The sequence below is a fragment of the Streptomyces sp. NBC_01381 genome (genome assembly GCF_026340305.1).
Taxonomy (GTDB): domain Bacteria; phylum Actinomycetota; class Actinomycetes; order Streptomycetales; family Streptomycetaceae; genus Streptomyces.
The window spans coordinates 3,480,834-3,500,958 of the sequence record NZ_JAPEPI010000001.1 but is presented as its reverse complement, the minus strand read 5'-3'; the positions used below and the strand labels follow the sequence as shown (position 1 = coordinate 3,500,958).

Annotated in this window: 18 protein-coding genes and 1 pseudogene; 9 read left to right on the top strand and 10 right to left on the bottom strand. The window is 70.0% G+C overall.

What is annotated here, in order from left to right; translation table 11 throughout:
- From OG453_RS16320 to fabG, 3 genes are all read right to left on the bottom strand, one after another.
- The gene (locus tag OG453_RS16320) at positions 1–336 is read right to left on the bottom strand and encodes a hypothetical protein (RefSeq protein ID WP_266868543.1); all 336 of its coding nucleotides are present in this window, start codon (positions 334–336) and stop codon (positions 1–3) included.
- 144 nt (positions 337–480) lie between these two features.
- The gene (gene fabI, locus OG453_RS16315) at positions 481–1,248 is read right to left on the bottom strand and encodes an enoyl-ACP reductase FabI (protein WP_266868541.1); all 768 of its coding nucleotides are present in this window, start codon (positions 1,246–1,248) and stop codon (positions 481–483) included.
- Between the two features lie 5 nt (positions 1,249–1,253).
- On the bottom strand, positions 1,254–1,973 hold the full coding sequence (gene fabG / locus OG453_RS16310) for a 3-oxoacyl-[acyl-carrier-protein] reductase (protein ID WP_266868539.1): 720 nt from the start codon (positions 1,971–1,973) through the stop codon (positions 1,254–1,256).
- A gap of 187 nt (positions 1,974–2,160) precedes the next feature.
- Here fabG and OG453_RS16305 point away from each other — a divergent pair, with 187 nt between their 5' ends.
- The 3 genes from OG453_RS16305 (at position 2,161) to tyrS (ending at position 6,415) form a co-directional block, all read left to right on the top strand.
- The gene (locus OG453_RS16305) at positions 2,161–3,684 is read left to right on the top strand and encodes a TldD/PmbA family protein (RefSeq protein ID WP_266868537.1); all 1,524 of its coding nucleotides are present in this window, start codon (positions 2,161–2,163) and stop codon (positions 3,682–3,684) included.
- A complete protein-coding gene (locus OG453_RS16300; RefSeq protein WP_266868535.1) occupies positions 3,681–5,081 on the top strand; it encodes a TldD/PmbA family protein in 1,401 nt (466 codons plus the stop codon). Before OG453_RS16305 ends, OG453_RS16300 begins: the two co-directional genes overlap by 4 nt.
- Positions 5,082–5,146: 65 nt before the next feature.
- Positions 5,147–6,415 carry a tyrosine--tRNA ligase gene (gene tyrS, locus OG453_RS16295; protein WP_266868534.1) on the top strand — a complete coding sequence of 423 codons (1,269 nt, stop codon included), beginning with the start codon at positions 5,147–5,149 and terminating at the stop codon, positions 6,413–6,415.
- Positions 6,416–6,512: 97 nt separating this feature from the next.
- Here tyrS and OG453_RS16290 read toward each other — a convergent pair whose 3' ends face one another.
- Positions 6,513–6,788 (bottom strand): GlsB/YeaQ/YmgE family stress response membrane protein, encoded by a 276-nt coding sequence (locus OG453_RS16290; RefSeq protein WP_266868532.1) that lies wholly within the window; start codon positions 6,786–6,788, stop codon positions 6,513–6,515.
- Positions 6,789–7,003: 215 nt separating this feature from the next.
- Between OG453_RS16290 and OG453_RS16285 the strand changes: the two genes are divergently transcribed.
- Both OG453_RS16285 and OG453_RS16280 read left to right on the top strand, forming a co-directional pair.
- On the top strand, positions 7,004–7,393 hold the full coding sequence (locus OG453_RS16285; protein WP_266868530.1) for a DUF3099 domain-containing protein: 390 nt from the start codon (positions 7,004–7,006) through the stop codon (positions 7,391–7,393).
- A gap of 189 nt (positions 7,394–7,582) precedes the next feature.
- Positions 7,583–7,798 (top strand): hypothetical protein, encoded by a 216-nt coding sequence (locus OG453_RS16280; RefSeq protein WP_266868528.1) that lies wholly within the window; start codon positions 7,583–7,585, stop codon positions 7,796–7,798.
- 4 nt (positions 7,799–7,802) lie between these two features.
- Here OG453_RS16280 and moaA read toward each other — a convergent pair whose 3' ends face one another.
- The 3 genes from moaA to OG453_RS16265 form a co-directional block, all read right to left on the bottom strand.
- Positions 7,803–8,801, bottom strand: coding sequence for a GTP 3',8-cyclase MoaA (moaA, locus tag OG453_RS16275; RefSeq protein ID WP_266868526.1), 999 nt, complete (start codon positions 8,799–8,801; stop codon positions 7,803–7,805).
- A gap of 181 nt (positions 8,802–8,982) precedes the next feature.
- Positions 8,983–10,614, bottom strand: a complete 1,632-nt coding sequence (locus tag OG453_RS16270) for a cation acetate symporter (RefSeq protein ID WP_266868525.1) — start codon at positions 10,612–10,614, stop codon at positions 8,983–8,985.
- Positions 10,611–10,979, bottom strand: coding sequence for a DUF485 domain-containing protein (locus OG453_RS16265; protein WP_266868523.1), 369 nt, complete (start codon positions 10,977–10,979; stop codon positions 10,611–10,613). Before OG453_RS16265 ends, OG453_RS16270 begins: the two co-directional genes overlap by 4 nt.
- 334 nt (positions 10,980–11,313) lie before the next feature.
- On the opposite strand from OG453_RS16265, the gene OG453_RS16260 reads away from it, so the two are divergent.
- The 4 genes from OG453_RS16260 to OG453_RS16245 all read left to right on the top strand — a co-directional run bounded on the left by OG453_RS16260 (position 11,314) and on the right by OG453_RS16245 (position 17,277).
- Positions 11,314–12,855 carry a S8 family serine peptidase gene (locus OG453_RS16260; RefSeq protein ID WP_266868521.1) on the top strand — a complete coding sequence of 514 codons (1,542 nt, stop codon included), beginning with the start codon at positions 11,314–11,316 and terminating at the stop codon, positions 12,853–12,855.
- Positions 12,856–12,869: 14 nt separating this feature from the next.
- Positions 12,870–14,456: a S8 family serine peptidase gene (locus OG453_RS16255; protein ID WP_266868519.1), complete on the top strand. Its 1,587-nt coding sequence runs from the start codon at positions 12,870–12,872 to the stop codon at positions 14,454–14,456.
- A gap of 244 nt (positions 14,457–14,700) precedes the next feature.
- Positions 14,701–16,134, top strand: coding sequence for a CoA transferase (locus tag OG453_RS16250; RefSeq protein WP_266868518.1), 1,434 nt, complete (start codon positions 14,701–14,703; stop codon positions 16,132–16,134).
- Between the two features lie 147 nt (positions 16,135–16,281).
- Positions 16,282–17,277 (top strand): CopD family protein, encoded by a 996-nt coding sequence (locus OG453_RS16245; RefSeq protein ID WP_266869890.1) that lies wholly within the window; start codon positions 16,282–16,284, stop codon positions 17,275–17,277.
- Between the two features lie 27 nt (positions 17,278–17,304).
- Here the strand turns inward: OG453_RS16245 and OG453_RS16240 are convergent.
- From OG453_RS16240 to OG453_RS16230, 3 genes and pseudogenes are all read right to left on the bottom strand, one after another.
- Positions 17,305–18,405 (bottom strand): annotated as a pseudogene (locus OG453_RS16240) (alcohol dehydrogenase catalytic domain-containing protein).
- Between the two features lie 34 nt (positions 18,406–18,439).
- Positions 18,440–19,210, bottom strand: a complete 771-nt coding sequence (locus tag OG453_RS16235) for a lysoplasmalogenase (protein WP_266868517.1) — start codon at positions 19,208–19,210, stop codon at positions 18,440–18,442.
- Complete coding sequence (locus OG453_RS16230) at positions 19,207–20,091, bottom strand: sterol desaturase family protein (protein ID WP_266868515.1); 885 nt, start codon at positions 20,089–20,091, stop codon at positions 19,207–19,209. Before OG453_RS16230 ends, OG453_RS16235 begins: the two co-directional genes overlap by 4 nt.
- Positions 20,092–20,125 lie beyond the last annotated feature (34 nt).

Here is a 20,125-nt window from a genome sequence, read left to right as displayed (position 1 = left end):
TCACCTCTGGTGGCTGACCCAGACCGACCGGATCTCCTTCCAGCACCGGCCGGTGAGCCGCACGGTCATGGCGGGCCCCGCCTCGACCAGGACGCCGTCGCTGTCGATGTCCCACCACCGGTCGCACTCCACGTGCAGCCGGATCCGGTCGGTCTCGGGGTACGGGTTGTGGCAGTACGCGACGGCGTCCGAACCCTCGACGCTGGTGCGGCACTCCGCGCCGAACGGCCGGGGCTCGACCGCCTGCACGCGCGCGTGGGGGCGCTTCGCCTCTCCGACGGCATGCGACGCGGCGCCGTACGGCAGGGCGATCAGCAGGGTGAGAGCGGCGAGCACCGCAGGAGGTGACGGGCGCACACTTCAGGGTGCGCCGCTGTGCCCGGCCGCCGCCCGGCCGGTGGGCCGAACGGGCGACGCCCCGCTCCCCGCACAAAGCGGGAAACGGGGCGTCGAAAACGTACGAAAGACCTGATCAGAAGGTCAGGCACCCATCATGTGCACGCCGCCGTCGACGTGGATGATCTCGCCCGTGGTCTTCGGGAAGAAGTCCGAGAGCAGCGCGACGATGCCGCGGCCCGCGGGCTCCGGGTCGGCCATGTCCCACGCCAGCGGGGAGCGGGTGTTCCACACCTCGGCCAGCTCGCCGAAGCCCGGAATGGACTTCGCGGCCATCGAGCCGATCGGGCCCGCCGAGATGAGGTTGCAGCGGATGTTGTCCTTGCCGAGGTCACGCCCGAGGTAGCGCGAGGTGGCCTCGAGGGCGGCCTTGGCCGGGCCCATCCAGTCGTACTGCGGCCAGGCGAACTGCGCGTCGAAGGTGAGGCCGACGATCGAGGCGCCGTCGTTCATCAGCGGGCGGCACGCCATGGCGAGCGACTTCAGGGAGAACGCCGAGACGTGCATGGCCGTCGAGACGGACTCGAAGGGCGTGTTCAGGAAGTTGCCGCCGAGCGCGTCCTGCGGCGCGAAGCCGATGGAGTGGACGACTCCGTCCAGGCTGCCGAGCTCCTCGCGGACGACGCCCTCCAGGCGGTCCAGGTGCTCCTGGTTGGTCACGTCGAGCTCGATGACCTTGGCCGGCTTGGGCAGCTTCTTGGCGATGCGCTCGGTGAGCGTGGGGCGCGGGAAAGCGGTGAGGATGACCTCGGCGCCCTGCTCCTGCGCGACCTTGGCCGCGTGGAACGCGATGGAGGACTCCATCAGAACGCCCGTGATCAGGATCTTCTTGCCGTCGAGAATTCCGCTCATGGTGATCAGTGACCCATGCCCAATCCGCCGTCAACGGGGATGACGGCTCCAGTGATGTACGAGGCGTCGTCCGAGGCGAGGAACTTCACCGCGGAGGCGATTTCCTCGGGCTGCGCGTAACGGCCGAGCGGCACCTGCGCCATGATGCTCGCGCGCTGCTCGTCCGTCAGCGCCTTGGTCATGTCGGTGTCGACAAACCCGGGCGCCACGACGTTGAAAGTGAGATTGCGCGACCCGAGCTCGCGGGCGAGCGAGCGCGCGAAGCCGACCAGACCGGCCTTCGAGGCGGCGTAGTTCGCCTGCCCGGGGCCGCCCATCAGGCCGACGACCGAGGAGATCAGGACGACACGGCCCTTCTTGGCGCGCAGCATGCCGCGGTTGGCGCGCTTCACGACACGGAAGGTGCCGGTGAGGTTGGTGTCGAGTACGGACGTGAAGTCCTCCTCGGACATGCGCATGAGGAGCGTGTCCTTGGTGATCCCGGCGTTGGCGACCAGGACCTCCACCGGACCGTGCTTCTCCTCGATCTCCTTGTAGGCCTGCTCCACCTGCTCCGCGTCGGTGATGTCGCACTTGACGGCGAGAACACCGAGCTCCGCGAGTGCCTGGGGCGGCTCACCCGAGCGGCAGGTGATCGCGACCTTGTCACCGGCGTCGGCGAAGGCGCGGGCGATGGCGAGGCCGATGCCCCGGTTTCCTCCGGTGACGAGAACCGAGCGGCTCAACGGATCACCCTTTCGATAGCTGTCTGGTACCTCGAAAACCTATCGGTACGGTGCTCCATACGGAGAATCGGCGACCGACAGTGGCGTAGGGGACTCGCTGTCGGATCCCTACAGAAAACTGTGGCCCACGGGCCCACACGCGCGACATGATCGGACCTGACCGGTGCCGACAGCAGGGAGACATTCCGTGCCTCATTCCATCGATGCAGCCTTCACGGCGCTGCCGCTGCGGGCCCTCGCGGACGCCGCGCTGGCCCGCGCGCGTGCCCTGGGCGCCGACCACGCGGACTTCCGCCTGGAGCGGGTGCGCAGCGCGTCCTGGCGGCTGCGGGACGCCAAGCCGTCCGGCTCCTCGGACACCACGGACCTCGGTTACGCGGTCCGTGTGGTGCACGGCGGGACCTGGGGGTTCGCCTCGGGCGTCGATCTGACGATGGACGCGGCGGCGAAGGTCGCCTCCCAGGCCGTGGCGATGGCGAAGCTGTCGGCCCAGGTGATCAAGGCGGCGGGCTCCGACGAGCGGGTGGAGCTCGCGGGTGAGCCGGTGCACGCGGACAAGACGTGGATCTCCTCGTACGAGATCGACCCCTTCTCCGTGCCGGACGAGGAGAAGAGCGGGCTGCTCGCCGAGTGGAGCTCGCGGCTGCTCGCCGCCGACGGGGTCTCGCACGTCGACGCGTCGCTGCTCACTGTGCATGAGAACAAGTTCTACGCGGACACGGCGGGGACGGTGACCACGCAGCAGCGGGTGCGCCTGCACCCGCAGTTGACCGCGGTCGCCGTGGACGAGACGAGCGGCGAGTTCGACTCGATGCGGACGATCGCGCCGCCGGCCGGCCGCGGCTGGGAGTACCTGACCGGGACCGGCTGGGACTGGGACGCGGAGCTCGCGCGCATCCCGGAGCACCTCGCCGAGAAGATGCGGGCGCCGAGCGTGCAGGCGGGCTCGTACGACCTGATCGTCGACCCGTCGAACCTCTGGCTGACGATCCACGAGTCCATCGGCCACGCCACCGAGCTGGACCGCGCGCTCGGCTACGAGGCGGCGTACGCGGGCACCTCCTTCGCCACCTTCGACCAGCTCGGCAAGCTCGCCTACGGCTCGTCGCTGATGAACGTGACGGGCGACAGGACCGCCGAGCACGGCCTGGCCACCATCGGGTACGACGACGAGGGCGTGGCCGCGCAGTCCTGGGACCTGGTGAAGGACGGCACGCTGGTCGGCTACCAGCTGGACCGCCGCATCGCGAAGCTCACCGGCTTCGAGCGCTCCAACGGCTGCGCCTACGCGGACTCCCCCGGGCATGTGCCGGTGCAGCGGATGGCGAACGTGTCGCTGCAGCCGGATCCGGGCGGGCTCTCGACCGAGGACCTGATCGCGGGGGTCGACCGGGGTATTTACGTCGTTGGTGACCGTTCATGGTCAATTGACATGCAAAGGTATAACTTCCAGTTCACCGGGCAACGCTTCTATCGCATCGAGAACGGCCGTATCACCGGCCAGTTGCGCGATGTCGCGTACCAGGCGACGACCACCGACTTCTGGGGTTCGATGGCCGCGGTCGGCGGTCCGCAGACCTATGTACTCGGGGGCGCGTTCAACTGCGGCAAGGCCCAGCCGGGACAGGTCGCCGCGGTCTCGCACGGCTGCCCGTCCGCCCTGTTCCGGGGCGTGAACATCCTCAACACCACCCAGGAGGCGGGGCGATGAGCTCGTCGAGTCGCAGCACCAAGCCGCACGAGATCGTCGAGCGCGCCCTCGAACTGTCCACCGCCGACGGCTGCGTCGTGATCGCCGACGAGGAGTCGACGGCGAATCTGCGCTGGGCGGGCAACGCCCTGACCACCAACGGCGTCACCCGCGGCCGCACCCTCACCGTCATCGCGACCGTCGACGGCAAGGAAGGCACCGCGTCCGGAGTCGTCTCACGCTCGGCCGTCACCGCGGACGATCTGGAGCCGCTGGTGCGCGCCGCCGAGCATGCCGCACGCGGGGCCGGGCCCGCCGAGGACGCGCAGCCGCTGGTGACCGGTGGCGAGGAGTCCGCGGACTTCAGGGATGCCCCCGCCGAGACCTCGTCCGCGGTCTTCGCCGACTTCGCCCCCGCGCTCGGCGAGGCCTTCGCACGGGCCCGCGCGGGCGGGCGCGAGCTGTACGGCTTCGCGAACCACGAGCTCGTATCGAGCTATCTCGGTACGTCGACGGGGCTGCGGCTGCGGCACGACCAGCCCAACGGGACGCTGGAACTCAACGCCAAGAGCCCGGACCGGACGAAGTCGGCGTGGGCCGGGCGGGCCACCCGGGACTTCAAGGACGTCGATCCTGCAGCGCTCGACGCGGAGCTGGCGCAGCGCCTGGGGTGGGCCCAGCGGCACATCGATCTGCCGGCGGGCCGGTACGAGACGCTGCTTCCGCCGACCGCCGTCGCCGACCTGCTGATCTACCAGCTGTGGTCGGCATCGGCCCGGGACGCGGCCGAGGGCCGCACGGTGTTCTCCAAGCCGGGCGGCGGCACCCGCGTCGGCGACCGTCTTGCCGAGCTGCCGCTGACCCTGCGCAGCGACCCGAACGAGCCGGGCCTGGAGTCCGCCCCGTTCGTGCTCGCGCACGCGTCCGGCGGCGACTCGTCGGTCTTCGACAACGGGCTTCCGCTGGCCGCCACCGACTGGGTGCGCGCGGGCGAGCTGACGCATCTGACGAGCACCCGGCACAGTGCGGCCCTGACCGGGCTTCCGGTCGCCCCGGCCATCGACAACCTCGTCCTCGACGGCGGCTCCGACCGCTCGCTCCAGGAGATGGTCGCGAGCACCGAGCGGGGCCTGCTGCTCACCTGCCTCTGGTACATCCGCGAGGTCGACCCGGCGACGCTGCTCCTCACCGGGCTCACCCGGGACGGCGTCTATCTCGTCGAGAACGGCGAGGTCGTGGGCGAGGTGAACAACTTCCGGTTCAACGAGTCTCCTGTGGACCTGTTGTCGCGGGCCGCCGAGGCCGGGCGCACGGAAAAGACGCTGCCCAGGGAGTGGGGCGACTGGTTCACTAGGGCTGCGATGCCCGCCCTGCGCATCCCCGACTTCAACATGAGCTCGGTCAGCCAGGGCGTGTGACGCCCATAGACTGACGCGTAAGAGTGACGCGTACCCATTCGAACCTTTCAAGGAGACACAGGACCGTGACGGACATCGTCGACGAGCTGAAGTGGCGGGGGCTTTTCTCCCTGTCCACTGACGAAGATGCACTGCGCAAGTCGCTCGCGGACGGTCCCGTCACGTTCTATTGCGGCTTCGACCCGACCGCGGCGAGCCTGCACGTGGGCCACCTCGTGCAGGTCCTCACCCTGCGCCGGCTCCAGCAGGCGGGGCACCGTCCGCTCGCCCTGGTCGGCGGCGCGACGGGGCAGATCGGTGACCCCCGGCCGACCGCCGAGCGCACCCTGAACGACCCCGAGACGGTCGCGAACTGGGTGGGCAGGCTGCGCACCCAGATCGAGCCGTTCCTGTCCTTCGAGGGCGAGAACGCCGCGACGATGGTCAACAACCTGGACTGGACGGCGGGCCTCTCCGCCATCGAGTTCCTGCGCGACATCGGCAAGCACTTCCGGGTGAACAAGATGCTCACCAAGGAATCGGTCGCCCGTCGCCTGGAGTCCCAGGAGGGCATCTCCTACACGGAGTTCAGCTACCAGCTCCTGCAGGGCATGGACTTCCTGGAGCTCTACCGGCGGTACGGCTGCACGCTGCAGACCGGCGGCAGCGACCAGTGGGGCAACCTCACGGCGGGCATCGACCTGATCCACCGCCTGGAGCCGGACGCCACGGTGCACGCCATGGGCACGCCGCTGATGGTCAAGGCGGACGGCACCAAGTTCGGCAAGACCGAGGGCGGCGCCGTCTGGCTCGACCCGGAGATGACGACGCCGTACGCGTTCTACCAGTTCTGGCTGAACGTGGACGACCGGGACATCTCGACGTACATGCGGATCCTGTCCTTCAAGCCCCGCGAGGAGCTCGAGGAGATCGAGAAGCAGACCGAGGAGCGTCCGCAGGCGCGCGCCGCACAGCGCGCGCTCGCCGAGGAGCTGACGGCGCTGGTGCACGGCGCCGACCAGTGCGCCGCGGTCATCGCCGCGTCCAAGGCGCTCTTCGGCCAGGGCGACCTGGGCGAGCTGGACGAGGCGACGCTGGGCGCTGCGCTCTCGGAGCTGCCGCGCGTCGAGGTCGCCGAGCTCGGCCCGGTGGTGGACCTCTTCGCGGAGGTCGGCCTGGTGGCCAGCAAGTCCGCGGCCCGGCGCACGGTCAAGGAGGGCGGTGCCTACGTGAACAACGTGAAGGTCGCCGCCGAGGACGCCGTGCCCTCCCGCGACGAGCTGCTTCACGGTCGCTGGCTGGTGCTTCGCCGGGGCAAGAAGAACCTGGCGGCGGTCGAGGTCACGGCCGGCTGACCCGCTGAACGTACGCATGCCGAAGGGGCCGGTCCGCGTGGACCGGCCCCTTCGGCATGCGGCGAGGGGGGAGGGAACCGACGGCGCGGCAGGGTGCCTACGCCGACTGTTTGTTGCCCTTGACCATCTTGTACGCCATGTCACCGAGGCCCACGACGACCAGCGCGGCCCCCAGCTGCAGGGCGTGCCGACCCCAGTCGATGCCTCTGGTCTCGTCGATACCGAAGCCCGCGGCGAGCGAGTTGCCGATGATCGCGCCGATGATGCCGAAGATCGTGGTCAGCCAGAGCGGGCTGTGCTGTTTACCGGGCAGGATCGCCTTGGCGATCAGCCCCAGTACGAACCCCACGATGATGGCCCACAACCAGCCCATAGCTGCCTCCTCATACGGCTCGACATGAGCGTTACGGTCAGTGTCGGCCTGTCCGCCATACGGCGCATGTCGGGCACCCCCATACGTGGCATGACGGAGAAAGTACGCCGAGATGGGACGGGCCCCGGTCTCGTAGGCTGCGCAGCCCCGGCGTAACGTGGAGCGGGTCCGGGCCGGGGAGAGTCCGGCGTCTTGTGAGCAGGCGGTGGAATGTGATGCGGAAGCAGAGCAGTGCCCAGGTCTTCCGGATCACCGGAGCCCGGCAGGGCCTCGAGGAGGACGTGCGCGGCAGGCAACGGCGCTACATGATCTCGATGTCGGTCCGTACTCTTTCGGTCATTGCCGCCGCCGTGCTGTGGAACGTCGAGCGGCATGTCGCTTTCGTTGCTCTGGTGCTCGGGATACTCCTCCCGTACATCTCCGTCGTGATCGCCAACGCCGGCCGGGAGAGCGCGCCCTCGCTGCCGTCGACCTTCGTACCGGCGCCGTCACGGCCGATGATCGCTCCGCCGGCCGCAAGGACCGAGTCCGCGGAACCCTTCCCGGAAGCCGGCGCGGGCCCCAAGTCCGGTGAGCCCGACGCGCCTTCCGGCCACCAGAACTGACCGTCGACGTTGCGCCAAGCTCAAGAAAAGCTCAGATCAATCATGTAGTTCCGGTGCCAGGCACCGGGTCCCCCGTGACATACTTCGTACGCGCTCCGCATCCCCCGTCGGAGCGACAGACCGACGCCGGGCAGCTCCCCCCGTGGCTGCTCGGCGTCGCCTTGTTTTGAACGCACTTGGACGTTATCTGTGAGCGACGAAACACCGATCTGTTCCGCCAAGGGCTGCCGCGCCGACGCGGTCTGGGTGCTCGCCTGGAACAACCCGAAGATCCACACGCCGGAGCGTCGCAAGACCTGGCTCGCGTGTGACGAGCACCGCGAGCACCTCTCCCAATTCCTGGGCGTGCGCGGCATGTTGAAGGACGTCGTCACGCTGGCCGAGTGGGAAGCGCGGGACGCCTAGCGGCTCAGCCGCCGATCGCCGACATCGGGCGGTCGGGCTGCAGGAACGTCGGGTCGTCGAGGCCCGAACCCGCCTTCTTGCCCCACATGGCGAGCTTCCATATACGGGCGATGCTCTCGTCCGAGCCGTCCTCGCCGTCGGAGCGCAGGGCCGCCCGCAGGTCCGTCTCCTCGGTGGCGAACAGGCAGGTGCGGACCTGGCCGTCGGCCGTAAGCCTCGTACGGTCGCAGGCCGAGCAGAAGGGGCGGGTGACGGAGGCGATGACGCCGACGCGATGCGGGCCGCCGTCCACGACCCAGCGCTCGGCGGGCGCCGAGCCGCGCTCGCCGGAGCCCTCTTCGGCGAGCTCGAAGCGCGTACGCAGCGACTGCAGGATGTCACCCGCGGTGATCATGCCGTCGCGCTTCCAGCCGTGCTGGGCGTCGAGCGGCATCTGCTCGATGAAGCGCAGCTCGTACTCGTTCTCGACGGCCCAGGCGAGCAGGTCCGGGGCCTCGTCGTCGTTCAGGCCCGGCATCAGGACCGTGTTGACCTTGACCGGGGTGAGGCCCGCGTCGCGCGCGGCCTGGAGGCCTTCGAGGACGTCCTTGTGCCGGTCGCGGCGGGTGAGGGTCTTGAAGACGTCGGGGCGCAGGGTGTCAAGGGAGACGTTCACCCGGTCGAGGCCCGCGGCCTTGAGGGCGGCGGCGGTGCGCTTGAGGCCGATGCCGTTCGTCGTCAGGGACATCTTGGGGCGCGGCTCCAGCTGGGCGCAGCGCTCGACTATGCCGACCAGGCCGGGGCGCAGCAGCGGCTCGCCGCCGGTGAAGCGGACCTCGGTGATGCCCAGCTGCGTCACGGCGATCCGGACGAGGCGGACGATCTCGTCGTCGCTGAGCAGCTCGGACTTGGACAGCCACTGCAGGCCCTCTTCCGGCATGCAGTACGTGCATCGCAGATTGCACTTGTCGGTCAGCGAGACCCGCAGATCGGTGGCCACTCGGCCGTAGGTGTCGATGAGCACGTGGGCCCCCTCCCTGATCCTGTTCAGCCAGTCCGGTTCAGATAGTGACGAGCCTACGTGACGGGACCGACATCGAAGCGGGCCCGATCCCACGAGGAGCGGCGCGGCCGCGTCGTAGAGATCTACCAAACGATCTACGACGCGGCCGCTGACGTGCGTGTTCAGGCGGAATGAGCCGGAATCAGTGGGCCCCGGTGCCGGTCAGGGACCGTACCTCCAGCTCCGCGTACTTGCCCTTGTCGGGCTCCTCCTTCGACAGCATCGTGCCGAGCCAGCCGAGCAGGAAGCCGACCGGGATCGAGATGAGGCCCGGGTTCTCCAGCGGGAACCAGTGGAAGTCGACGCCCTTGAACATCGAGGTCTTCGGGTTGCCGGAGACGACTGGCGAGAAGAGGACCAGGAAGACCGCCGTGAAGAGGCCGCCGTAGATCGACCAGAGCGCGCCCTGGGTGGTGAACCTCTTCCAGAAGAGGCTGTAGAGGATCGTCGGCAGGTTGGCGGACGCGGCGACCGCGAAGGCGAGGGCGACGAGTCCCGCCACGTTCAGGTCGCGGGCGAGCGCGCCGAGCGCGATGGAGACGATGCCGATGAAGACCGTCGCCCAGCGGGCCGCCTTCATCTCCTGCTTCTCGGTGGCCTGGCCCTTCTTGATGACGTTGGCGTAGATGTCGTGCGCGAACGACGAGGACGAGGCCAGGGTCAGGCCCGCGACCACCGCGAGGATGGTGGCGAAGGCGACCGCCGAGATCGTGGCGAGCAGGATCGCGCCCCAGGACGAATCGACGCCACCAAGATGGAGCGCGAGCAGCGGTGCCGCCGTGTTGCCCGCCGGGTTGGACTCGATGATCTCGGCCGGCTTGATGAGCGCGGCGGCGCCGAAGCCGAGCGCGATCGTCATCAGGTAGAAGGAGCCGATGATGCCGATCGCCCAGTTCACGGACTTACGCGCGGCCTTGGACGTCGGCACCGTGTAGAAGCGGATCAGGATGTGCGGCAGTCCCGCGGTGCCCAGGACGAGGGCGATGCCGAGCGAGATGAAGTCCAGCTTCGATGTGGACGTCGCGCCGTACTTCAGGCCCGGTTCGAGGAACTTGGTGCCCTGGCCGCTGTTGGATGCGGCGCTGCCGAGCAGGTCGGAGACGTTGAAGTTGAACTTCAGGAGCACCAGGAAGGTCAGAAGCAGCGTGCCCGCGATGAGCAGGACGGCCTTGACCATCTGCACCCAGGTGGTGCCCTTCATGCCGCCGATGGTGACGTACACGATCATCAGTACGCCGACGAGGGCGACGATCCCGACCTTGCCCGCGTCGGACGTGATGCCGAGCAGCAGCGAGACGAGGACGCCCGCGCCCGCCATCTGCGCAAGCAGGTAGAAGATCGACACGATGATCGTGGAGGTGCCCGCGGCCGTGCGCACCGGGCGCTGGCGCATCCGGTAGGCGAGCACGTCGCCCATCGTGTAGCGCCCCGAGTTGCGCAGCGGTTCGGCGACCAGGAGGAGTGCCACCAGCCAGGCGACCAGGAAGCCGATGGAGTAGAGGAAGCCGTCGTACCCGAAGAGGGCGATCGCACCCGCGATGCCGAGGAAGGACGCGGCCGACATGTAGTCGCCGGAGACCGCGAGGCCGTTCTGGAAGCCGGTGAACTGGCGGCCGCCCGCGTAGAAGTCGGCGGCGCTCTTGGTCTGGCGGCCTGCCCAGACGGTGATGAACAGGGTGGCGACGACAAAGACGGCGAACAGGGAGATGATCAGCGGCCGGTGCTCGCTCGCCTCACCCGCGGCCAGGACTGTGGTGCTCAGCGCGGGGCTCATGCGCCGCCCTCCATACGGGACTTGATCGCCTCGGCCTTGGGGTCGAGCTTGGTGGCCGCGTGGTGGGAGTACCACCAGGCGATGAGGAACGTGGTCAGGAACTGCGCGAGGCCGAGCACCAGGGCGACGTTGATGTTGCCGAACAGCTTGGTGCCCATGAAGTCGCCCGCGTAGTTCGACAGCAGCACGTAGGCCAGGTACCAGACGATGAACGCGATGGTCAGCGGGAACGCGAACGAGCGGTGCGCACGGCGGAGTTCACCGAACTCCTGGCTCTCCTGCTCCTGGATGAACTCCTCCGTGGAAGGGGCGTGGGGAGTGGGGACTGCGCCGCCCTTCGAAGGCGGCGGTGCATCGGTGGCCACGGAGTCTCCTCGTGGTGCGGGTGCGGCGGGGACGGACAGCTGATCCATGGGCTCTCTGATCCGATCTGTTCCTGCGTGACGCGGATCACGTAAGCCACGGATGGCGATGCTAAGGCCACGGGACGTGATCCGACAGGGGGGTTGATGTTGCTTCCGTTTCCTTTTCAACGTCATCACCGCGACGTCGACCCGGCCACACTTCCCGATTTCTTCAAGAACCCGTTGCTGGCCTGGGAGTTCTGGGGATAGCTTCACCCTGCAATACCCGTCATGTACCTGCCTGACCACCTTTTGTGTTCGGGCAGTTCACGTATCCGGATGATGTGGAGATCCCATGGCTCATCTGCGCTCCAGACGCCGCGTCGCGCTCACCGTGCCGCTCGGTATCGCACTCGCGGCATCGGTCGGCTTCGCCCCCGGCGTCGCGACCGCGGTGCCCTCCGACGCCCCCGCGACCGCAGGCGCTTCGGCGAACGCCGAGGCCCCGAAGCTCGCGTACGTCGTCAACACCCGCCCGGACCACGGGACGATCGAATACGTCAAGAAGGCGATCTCCAAGGCGGACGGCTCCGTCGTCGTCGCCTACGAGAAGATCGGCGTCATCGTCGCGCACTCGGCCAACCCCGAGTTCGGCAAGCAGATGCGCAAGGTGAAGGGGGTCCAGTCGGCGGGCGCGACCCGCACCTCGCCCCTGACGGCGGCGGGCACCACGGAGGAGGGCGCCCCGACCTTCGTGTCGAAGGCCGAGGCCAAGTCGCTCCAGAAGCAGGCCGGTCCGGACGCCGAGCCGATGGAAGCCGACCAGTGGGACCTGCGCGCGATAGGCGCCGACAAGGCGGCGAAGATCAACCCCGGCAGCGGCAAGGTCACCGTCGGCGTCATCGACACCGGAGTCGACGACACCCACCCGGACCTCGCGCCCAGCTTCTCGGCCTCGCAGTCGGCGAGCTGTGTCGGCGGCAAGGCGGACACCTCCCCCGGCGCCTGGCGTCCGGAGAAGAAGGAGCACTACCACGGCACGCACGTGGCCGGCGAGATCGCCGCCCCGCGCAACGGCGTGGGCGTCGCGGGTGTCGCGCCCGGCGTGAAGGTCGCGGGCATCAAGGTGGCCGACCCGGTCAGCGAGCTGTTCTTCCCGGAGAGCGTGGTCTGCGCCTTCGTGTTCGCCGCCGACAAGGGCATCGAGATCACGAACAACAGCTACTACGTGGACCCGTGGCTCTACAACTGCATGGACGACCCCGACCAGCGGGCCATCGTCGACGCGGTCAACCGCGCCCAGCTGTACGCACAGCGCAAGGGCACCCTGAACCTGGCGTCCGCGGGCAACTCCAACCATGACCTCGCCTCCGACGAGATCCTGGACGACTCCAGCCCGGACGACTCGACGCCGGTGCCGCGCACCATCGACCCTTCCGAGTGCTTCGACGTCCCGACGCAGCTGCCGGGCGTGGTCACGGTCAGCGCGACGGGCGTGCAGAACCTCAAGTCGTACTACTCCACGTACGGCAAGGGCGTCATCGACATCGCGGCCCCCGGCGGCGACAAGTACCAGATCCCGGGCGACACCCCGTCGAAGAACGGCCGCATCCTCTCCACGATGCCGGGCGGCGAGTACGGCTGGCTGCAGGGCACCTCGATGGCATCGCCGCACGCCTCCGGCGTCGCCGCGCTCCTGAAGTCGACGCACCCCAAGGCGAGCCCCGCCGAACTCCAGCGCCTTCTTAAGAAGCAGGCCGACAACCCGGGCTGCCCGACGGAGCCGTACGACCCGGACGGTGACGGCAAGGTCGACGCGGTCTGCGAGGGCGACACGAACAAGAACGGCTTCTACGGCAGCGGGATCGTCGACGCGTTCGACGCCGTGAAGAAGTGAGGGGCTCGCGCACCATGACCGCATCCTTCCCGCGCTCCCGCCGCGTGCTCGCTCTGCCGCTTGGCATGGCGGTGGCCTCGGCCGTCGCCTTCCTGCCGGGGACGGCGGCGGCCCAGCCGGACGCCGCGTCTCGGCCGGGCGGCCCCGTGTCGTCCGTCGTGGACGCCCTCGGCGCGACTCTCGCGGACGGCACGTCGATGAGCTACGTCGTCAACGTCCGCTCGGGTCCCGGCAGTTCACCGTCCGCCAAGACATCGGCGTACGTGAAGAAGGCCATCGCCAAGGCGGGCGGCACCGTCGTCATCGCGTACGACAAGATCGGCGTGATCGTCGTCCACTCGTCGAACGCGGGCTTCGCCAAGGAGATCCGCAAGGTTCGCGGAGTCGCGTCCGCGGGGGCGACCCGCACCGCGCCGCTGTCCGCGCAGTCCGACGACGCGCTCGAGGCCGACCGGCCGCTGACCGCCGCCGAGGCCGAGAAGGCCGCCGGGCAGGCGGGCGCGGGCCAGGACGAGCTGGAGCCGCTGCAGTGGGACCTGCCCGCCATCAAGGCGGACAAGGCCCACAAGGAGTCGCTCGGCAGCTCCGCTGTCACCGTCGGCGTCCTGGACTCCGGCGTGGACGACACACACCCGGACATCGCGCCGAACTTCGACGCGAAGGCCTCCGCGAGCTGCCTGGGCGGTGTGCCCGTGCAGAAGGACAGCGCCTGGCGTCCGGTGGCCAAGGAGAGCGACCACGGCATGCACGTGGCGGGCACCATCGCCGCCGCGAAGAACGGCACCGGCGTCACCGGTGTCGCTCCGGGCGTGAAGGTGGCGAGCCTGAAGGTGGCCGAGCCGGCGACCGGCATGTACTACACGGAGGCCGTGGTCTGCGGCTTCATGTGGGCCGCCGATCACGGAGTCGACGTCACCAACTCCAGCTACTACACCGACCCGTGGCTGTTCAACTGCAAGACGGACGACGACCAGAAGGCCCTGGTCGACGCCGTCGGGCGGGCCACCCGGTACGCGGAGCGCAAGGGCGCGGTGAATGTCGCGGCGGCCGGAAACGCCAAGACGGACCTCGCGCAGGACGAGATCGTCGACGACTCGAGCCCGGACGACACGACTCCTACGGAGCGGACGATCAAGACCGCGGACTGCCTCGACCTGCCGTCGCAGCTTCCGGGTGTCGTGACCGTCTCGTCCACGGGCGCGAAGGGCATCAAGTCCTCGTTCTCGAACTACGGCAAGGGCGTCATCGACATCGCCGCGCCCGGCGGCGACTCGACGAAGTTCCAGACGCCGGACGCGCCGGCCACCGACGGCCGCATCCTGTCGACGCTGCCGGGCGGCAAGTTCGGCTACAAGGCGGGTACGTCGATGGCGTCACCGCACGCCGCGGGCGTCGCCGCGCTCATCAAGTCGGCCCATCCACACGCCTCTTCGGCGAAGGTGAAGGCGCTGCTCTACGGCGAGGCCGACGCCATGAAGTGCACCGATCCGTACGACATCGACGGTGACGGCAAGGTCGACGCGGTCTGCGCCGGCGGCAAGAACGCGAACGGCTTCTACGGAGTGGGCATGATCGACGCCCTGGACGCGGTGCGGAAGTAACCCTCCCGCGAGGCGAGTCGGGCCGGGCGGTCGCTGACCGCCCGGCCCTTCGCGAGAGGATCTCCTTCCATGTATGAGTACAAGGACTCGTGGGCGGCGACTACGTAGTCAAAGCGGCCGCCGCGCGGGGGTGGGAACTGCGGCCGTCGGAGCCGGAGAAGTCGATCAGGCTGTGGTGGTCGGCGGCGTCTGGTCCAGGGACGGCCACGGGCACACCGTAGACACCGCCGGGCATAGTGCATGCATGACGCACACACCGATGACCGGTACGCGCGCGGCCTGGGCGGCGCTCGGCGGCGATCCCGCGCTCCTCTCCTGTGTCGAACCCGTCGTACGCGCGGGGGTGTTGCCCGCGCGGCTGCCCGTCCGTGAGCTGGCCCGCGCCTGTGTGGGCGGCTGCGCGCTCGCCGCGGCGGAACTGGCGGCGGCGCGCACCGGGCGGGCCGTGCCCCGGGTCCGGGTCGACGACGGGGCGGTGGCCGCCGCGTTCACCAGCGAGCGGCAGCTGCTCGTGGACGGCCGCGAGCCCGTCAACTTCGCTCCCCTGTCCGGCTTCTGGCGCACCGGGGACGGCGGCTGGGTGCGGACGCACGCCAACTATCCGCACCACCGGGCGGCGCTGCTGGCCGCGCTGGGGCTCTCTGCCGAATCCGCCGACTCCGTGGATGCCGTGGCCGCCCGGCTCGCCGAGCGGCCCGCCGTGGACGTGGAGGACGCCGTGTACGCCGCCGGAGGGCTCGCCGTGGCGCTGCGTACGCCCGAGGAGTGGGCGAAGCACCCGCAGGGCGCCGCGGTGGCCGAGCGGCCGCTGCTGAGCCGCGAGCGGATCGGCGAGGGGCCCGCGCGGTCCCTTCCGGCGCTCACCGGCGACCCCTTGTTGCCGGCTTCCGGGCTCCGCGTGCTCGACCTCACCCGGGTCATCGCGGGCCCCGTCGCGACCCGCACCCTTGCGCTGCTCGGCGCGGACGTGCTGCGGATCGACTCGCCCCGGCTGCCCGAACTCCCGGACCAGCACGCGGACACCGGGTTCGGGAAGCGGTCCGCGACGCTGGACCTGGCGCGGCGCGCGGACCTGCGGACGTTCGACGAGCTGCTCGCGGGGGCCGACGTGGTCGTCACCGGGTACCGCCCCGGCGCCCTCGACCGGTTCGGGCTCGCCCCTCTGGCGCTGGCCGAGCGCAGGCCCGGGATCGTGGTGGCGCGGCTTTCGGCGTGGGGGGACCACGGGCCGTGGGCCAGGCGGCGCGGCTTCGACAGTCTGGTGCAGGTCGCGTCGGGGATCGCGTCCGCCGAGGGGTCACCCGAACGGCCGGGCGCACTGCCCGCGCAGGCCCTGGACCACGGCACGGGCCATCTGACGGCCGCCGCCGTCCTGCGTTCGCTCACCGAGGCGATGGCGGACGGGGGCACATGGGGTGTGAGCCTGACGCTCGCGCAGACGGCGCACTGGCTGACGGGAGCGTCCCTCGGGGGCACTGCCGGAGGCGCTCCCGGGGGCGCCTCCGGAGGCGAGGGCGGCACCGGTGCCACGGACGATCCCGCCCCCTGGCTGGCCGAGACGGACAGTCCCCTGGGGCGGCTGCGGTACGCGCTGCCTCCGGTGTCCCTCGCGGGCGGACCGGACAACTGGTCGCGGCCGCCCGGCCGTTGGGGCACCGATACGCCCGAGTGGCGGTGAACGGACCCCGTCGGGCGGAATGGGATTTCGCCAGTTGTTTGCCAGGACTTGCCCGTTAAGGGGGCACCTGGTGAAGATCTTGTGGTGAGTCCGATACAACCGTCCGCCGAACCCGGGGGCGAGGCAGCAGCCGAAGCGGCCGCCTCCGTGCCCCGTGCGTCCCACCGTGCGCCGCGCGGCCGCCCCTCGCCCGCGCGTGCCGTCGCCGTGCTCGTCCTGGTGGCCGTCGCCGCCCTGATCCCGCTGCTCGGCCCGTCGGCCGCGCTGGACGGCACCGGGGAGGCCGAGGCGCCGGGCACGGTGGGGATCACGTTCCTGCGGACGGTCATGTTCGCCGCGCTCTGCGTGCAGTTGGGCGAGGTGTACGCGATCCGCCTCGCCCGCCGGGTGCCGGGGGCGCCGCTGGAGCGTGAGCCTCGAAGCTGGGCGGCGTACGCGGCGGGCGCGGGCATCGTCGCGACGCTGGGGCTCGCCTCCGTGGTGGCCACCGGCAATCTGGTGCCGCATCAGCTCTCCGACGTGGATATCGGCGGTCTCTATCAGACGCGGGACGGCAGGCTGGCACTCCTGGAGGTCAACGCCTTCATCGTGTCCCTGCTGTGTTCGAAGTCGCGCCGCCCGTCGACCGCCGCCCTGCCGCTGGCCGCGGTGATCGTCGCGGAGGCGCTGCGCGCGCACCCGCCGGCGGAGGACACCCCGCTGATCGGTTCCGGACTGACGCTGGTCCATCTGACCTGCAGTGTGCTGTGGGCGGGCGGTCTGCTGCACGTGCTGCGCACGATGCGGCTGTGGCGGACGTCCGCTCCCCGGGAAGGCGGAGCGCTTCTTGGCCTCTACGCGCGCGTGGCGGCCTTCCTGCTCGCCGCGATCACCGTGACGGGGGCGTTCAGCACGCTGCGCCGGATGCCGCCGGGCACCGTGCTCGACCAGCTGACGGACACGGCCTACGGACGCACGCTGCTCGCCAAGCTGCTCCTGGTGGTGGCCGTCGCCGTCATGGCGCTGCTCGCGCGCGCCCGGCTGCGCAAGGCCTCCGATCCCGTCTCCGCGTACGCACCCGCGCGCGGGGAGGTCATCGCGCTCGGCCTCGTCGTGGTGGTGTCGGCGCTGCTCACCGCGCTGCCGCTGCCGATTCGCTGGTGAGCAGGCCGGGGGGTACCGGGGGCCGGCTCAGTTGGTCACCATCACCTTGAGCGCGGTCCGCTCGTCCATCGCCTTGTAGCCGCCGGGTACGCCCTCCATGTCCACCGTCAGGTCGAAGACCGGCGACGGGTCGAGGGAGCCGTCCAGGACGTCGGGCAGCAGGTCGGGGATGTACGTCCGCACGGGCGCGACGCCGCCGCGCAGGGCGATGTTCCGGTCGAACATGACGCTCAGGTCGAGGCCCGTGCTTCCCCCAGTGCCTAAAGCCTGGGGGACCCCCTGCCGTGTGGCACTCCCACGAAGCCGATGGCCCCGCCGTCGCGCGTGACGTTCACGGCGGTGCGCATCGACTGCTCGGTGCCGACCGCCTCGACCACACAGTGCGCGCCCTGGCCGCCGGTGAGTTCACGGACGGCCTCCACCGCCGCGTCGCCGCGCTCGGCGACGACGTCGGTCGCGCCGAAGCCGCGCGCGATGTCCGTACGCACCTGGTGGCGGCCCAGGGCGATGACGCGTTCCGCGCCGAGCCGCACGGCGGCGAGCACCGCGCACAGGCCGACCGCCCCGTCGCCGACGACCACGACGTCCCGGGCCGTACGCCCGCGCCGAGGGCCGCGTGATGGCCGGTGCCCATCACGTCCGAGAGCTTGAGCAGGGCGGACAGCAGATGGTCGTCGGACGCGGCGTCCGCGGGCAGCCGGACCAGCGTCCCGTCCGCGAACGGCACGCGCACCGCCTCGCCCTGGCCTCCGTCGTAGCCGACCGAGCCCCAGAAGCCGCCGTGCACGCAGGACGTGGTCAGGCCCTCCGTGCAGTACTCGCAGACGCCGTCCGACCACATGAACGGCGCGACGACCAGGTCGCCCCGCCGGAAATCGGTCACTTCGGAGCCGGTCTCCTCGACGAGACCGAGGAACTCATGGCCGATCCTCCCCCAGTGCCTTAAGGGCCTGGGGGGACCCCCTGCCCCGGCTGCCGGGCCGACTCGCCCCGGTACGCCCACAGGTCGCTGCCGCAGATGCAGGCGCGCAGGACGCGTACGACGGCGTCGGTGGGCAGTTGGGCGACCGGTTCTGGTACGTCCTCCACGCGCAGGTCGTACGGGGCGTGGATGGTGGTGGCGCGCATGGGGGTGCTCCTCGGCTCCTTGCCGGAACCCCCCTCAGGGCGTGCTTGTCCGCCCTTCACCGTACGTCGGGTTCGTCGCTGTCCGCGCGTTCAGCGTCGTCAACACGCCTCTGACCAGCAGGAACTGCGCGGCGATATAGGTGAGCATGATCCAGAAGTCGGGCCTTGGCGCCTGCGGCCACTCGGCGACGCCGGTCGCGATGAGGGTGTCCGAGAGGAGGAAGAGGGCGCCGCCGGCCGCCGCGGTGAGGCCCAGTGTGGTCGCCCCGAAGGCCATCGCGGTGAGCAGGAGGCTGTAGCCGGCCACCGGGCCGCGCATGTCCGCGGGGAGGTCGGGCCAGAGCAGCGCGACGGTCGTGATGAGGGCTGCCGCGTACGCCGCGACGAGGCCGGCTCCGCGTGCGCGTGCCGTGCCGTACCCCTTGCCGTACCTCTTGAAGAGAACCAGGTAGCAGACGTGGCCGGCCGCGAAGGAGCCCATGCCCGCGAGGAACGCGGGGTCCGCGTCCGCCAGGAGCAGGGTGTCTCCGCCCCAGCCGAAGAGGAGGGCGCCGATCAGTAGGCGGGGGCCCTTCACCGTGGCTACGTACGCCGCCAGGAGCGGCATCAGGAGGGGCTTGAAGAGGGTGTGGGCCGTGTCCGAGTCCGCCAGCAGTCCTGCCAGGTCGCCTGCGGCCGCCAGGCCGAATGCGGCCAGGAGCAGCTTGGCCTTGGTGGACGCGGGTTCATCGGTGCCCGGCAGTTGGGGTTGTGCCCACCCGTTCCGCCCTGCGGAACGCCTGCCCACAACAGGAGCACGACTCATGCGGCGCTCTCCGATACCGGCTCCGGTGTCTTGCTCTGTGCCGGCTGCGGCTCCGGCTGCCAGCCCGGCCCCCTGAACAGCCTGCCGCCCCGTTCGCGCCATGTCGTTGCCGTCTTCAGGTCCTTCGCTATCGCCGCGTACTCGTGTGTGGCCACCCGGAGCGGGTTGTGCGTGGTGATGTTCTTTGTCAGGCCGTAGACCGGGCGGTCCGTCTCCGCCACCCAGGAGCGGAACATGCGGTCCCAGATGATGAGGATGCCGCCGAAGTTGCGGTCCAGGTAGCCGCCCTGTGACGCGTGGTGGACGCGGTGGTGCGAGGGGGTGTTGAAGACGTACTCGAAGGGCCGGGGCAGCTTGTCGATGCGTTCGGTGTGGATCCAGAACTGGTAGACGAGGTTCGCCGAGGAACAGAAGGCGAGCGCCGCCGGGTGCACGCCGAGTGCGATCAGGGGCACGTAGAAGGGCCAGACCGTCAGGCTCGTCCAGGGCTGGCGCAGCGCCGTGGTGAGGTTGAACTTGCGGCTGGAGTGGTGCACCACGTGGCAGGCCCACAGGATGCGGATGACGTGGTGTCCGCGGTGCGACCAGTAGTAGAAGAAGTCCTGCGCGAGCAGCATCAGCGGGATCGTCCACCACAGCACGGGGATGTGCAGCGGCGTCAGCGCGTAGATCGCCGTGTAGATGGCGACGATGGGGATCTTCCACAGGAAGTCGAAGGCGAGGCTGCCGAGCCCCATCGTGATGGAGGTGGCGGCGTCCTTCGTCTCGTACCCAGCGGCGTCCTCGTCGGGATGGATCCGGTGGCTCACGATCTCCACGACGGTGAGCAGCACGAAGGCGGGTATGGACCACAGCACGACATCGGGCAGGTTCGGCGGCATGCGTGCACCGTAAAGGCCCCTGACGGGCCGCCGC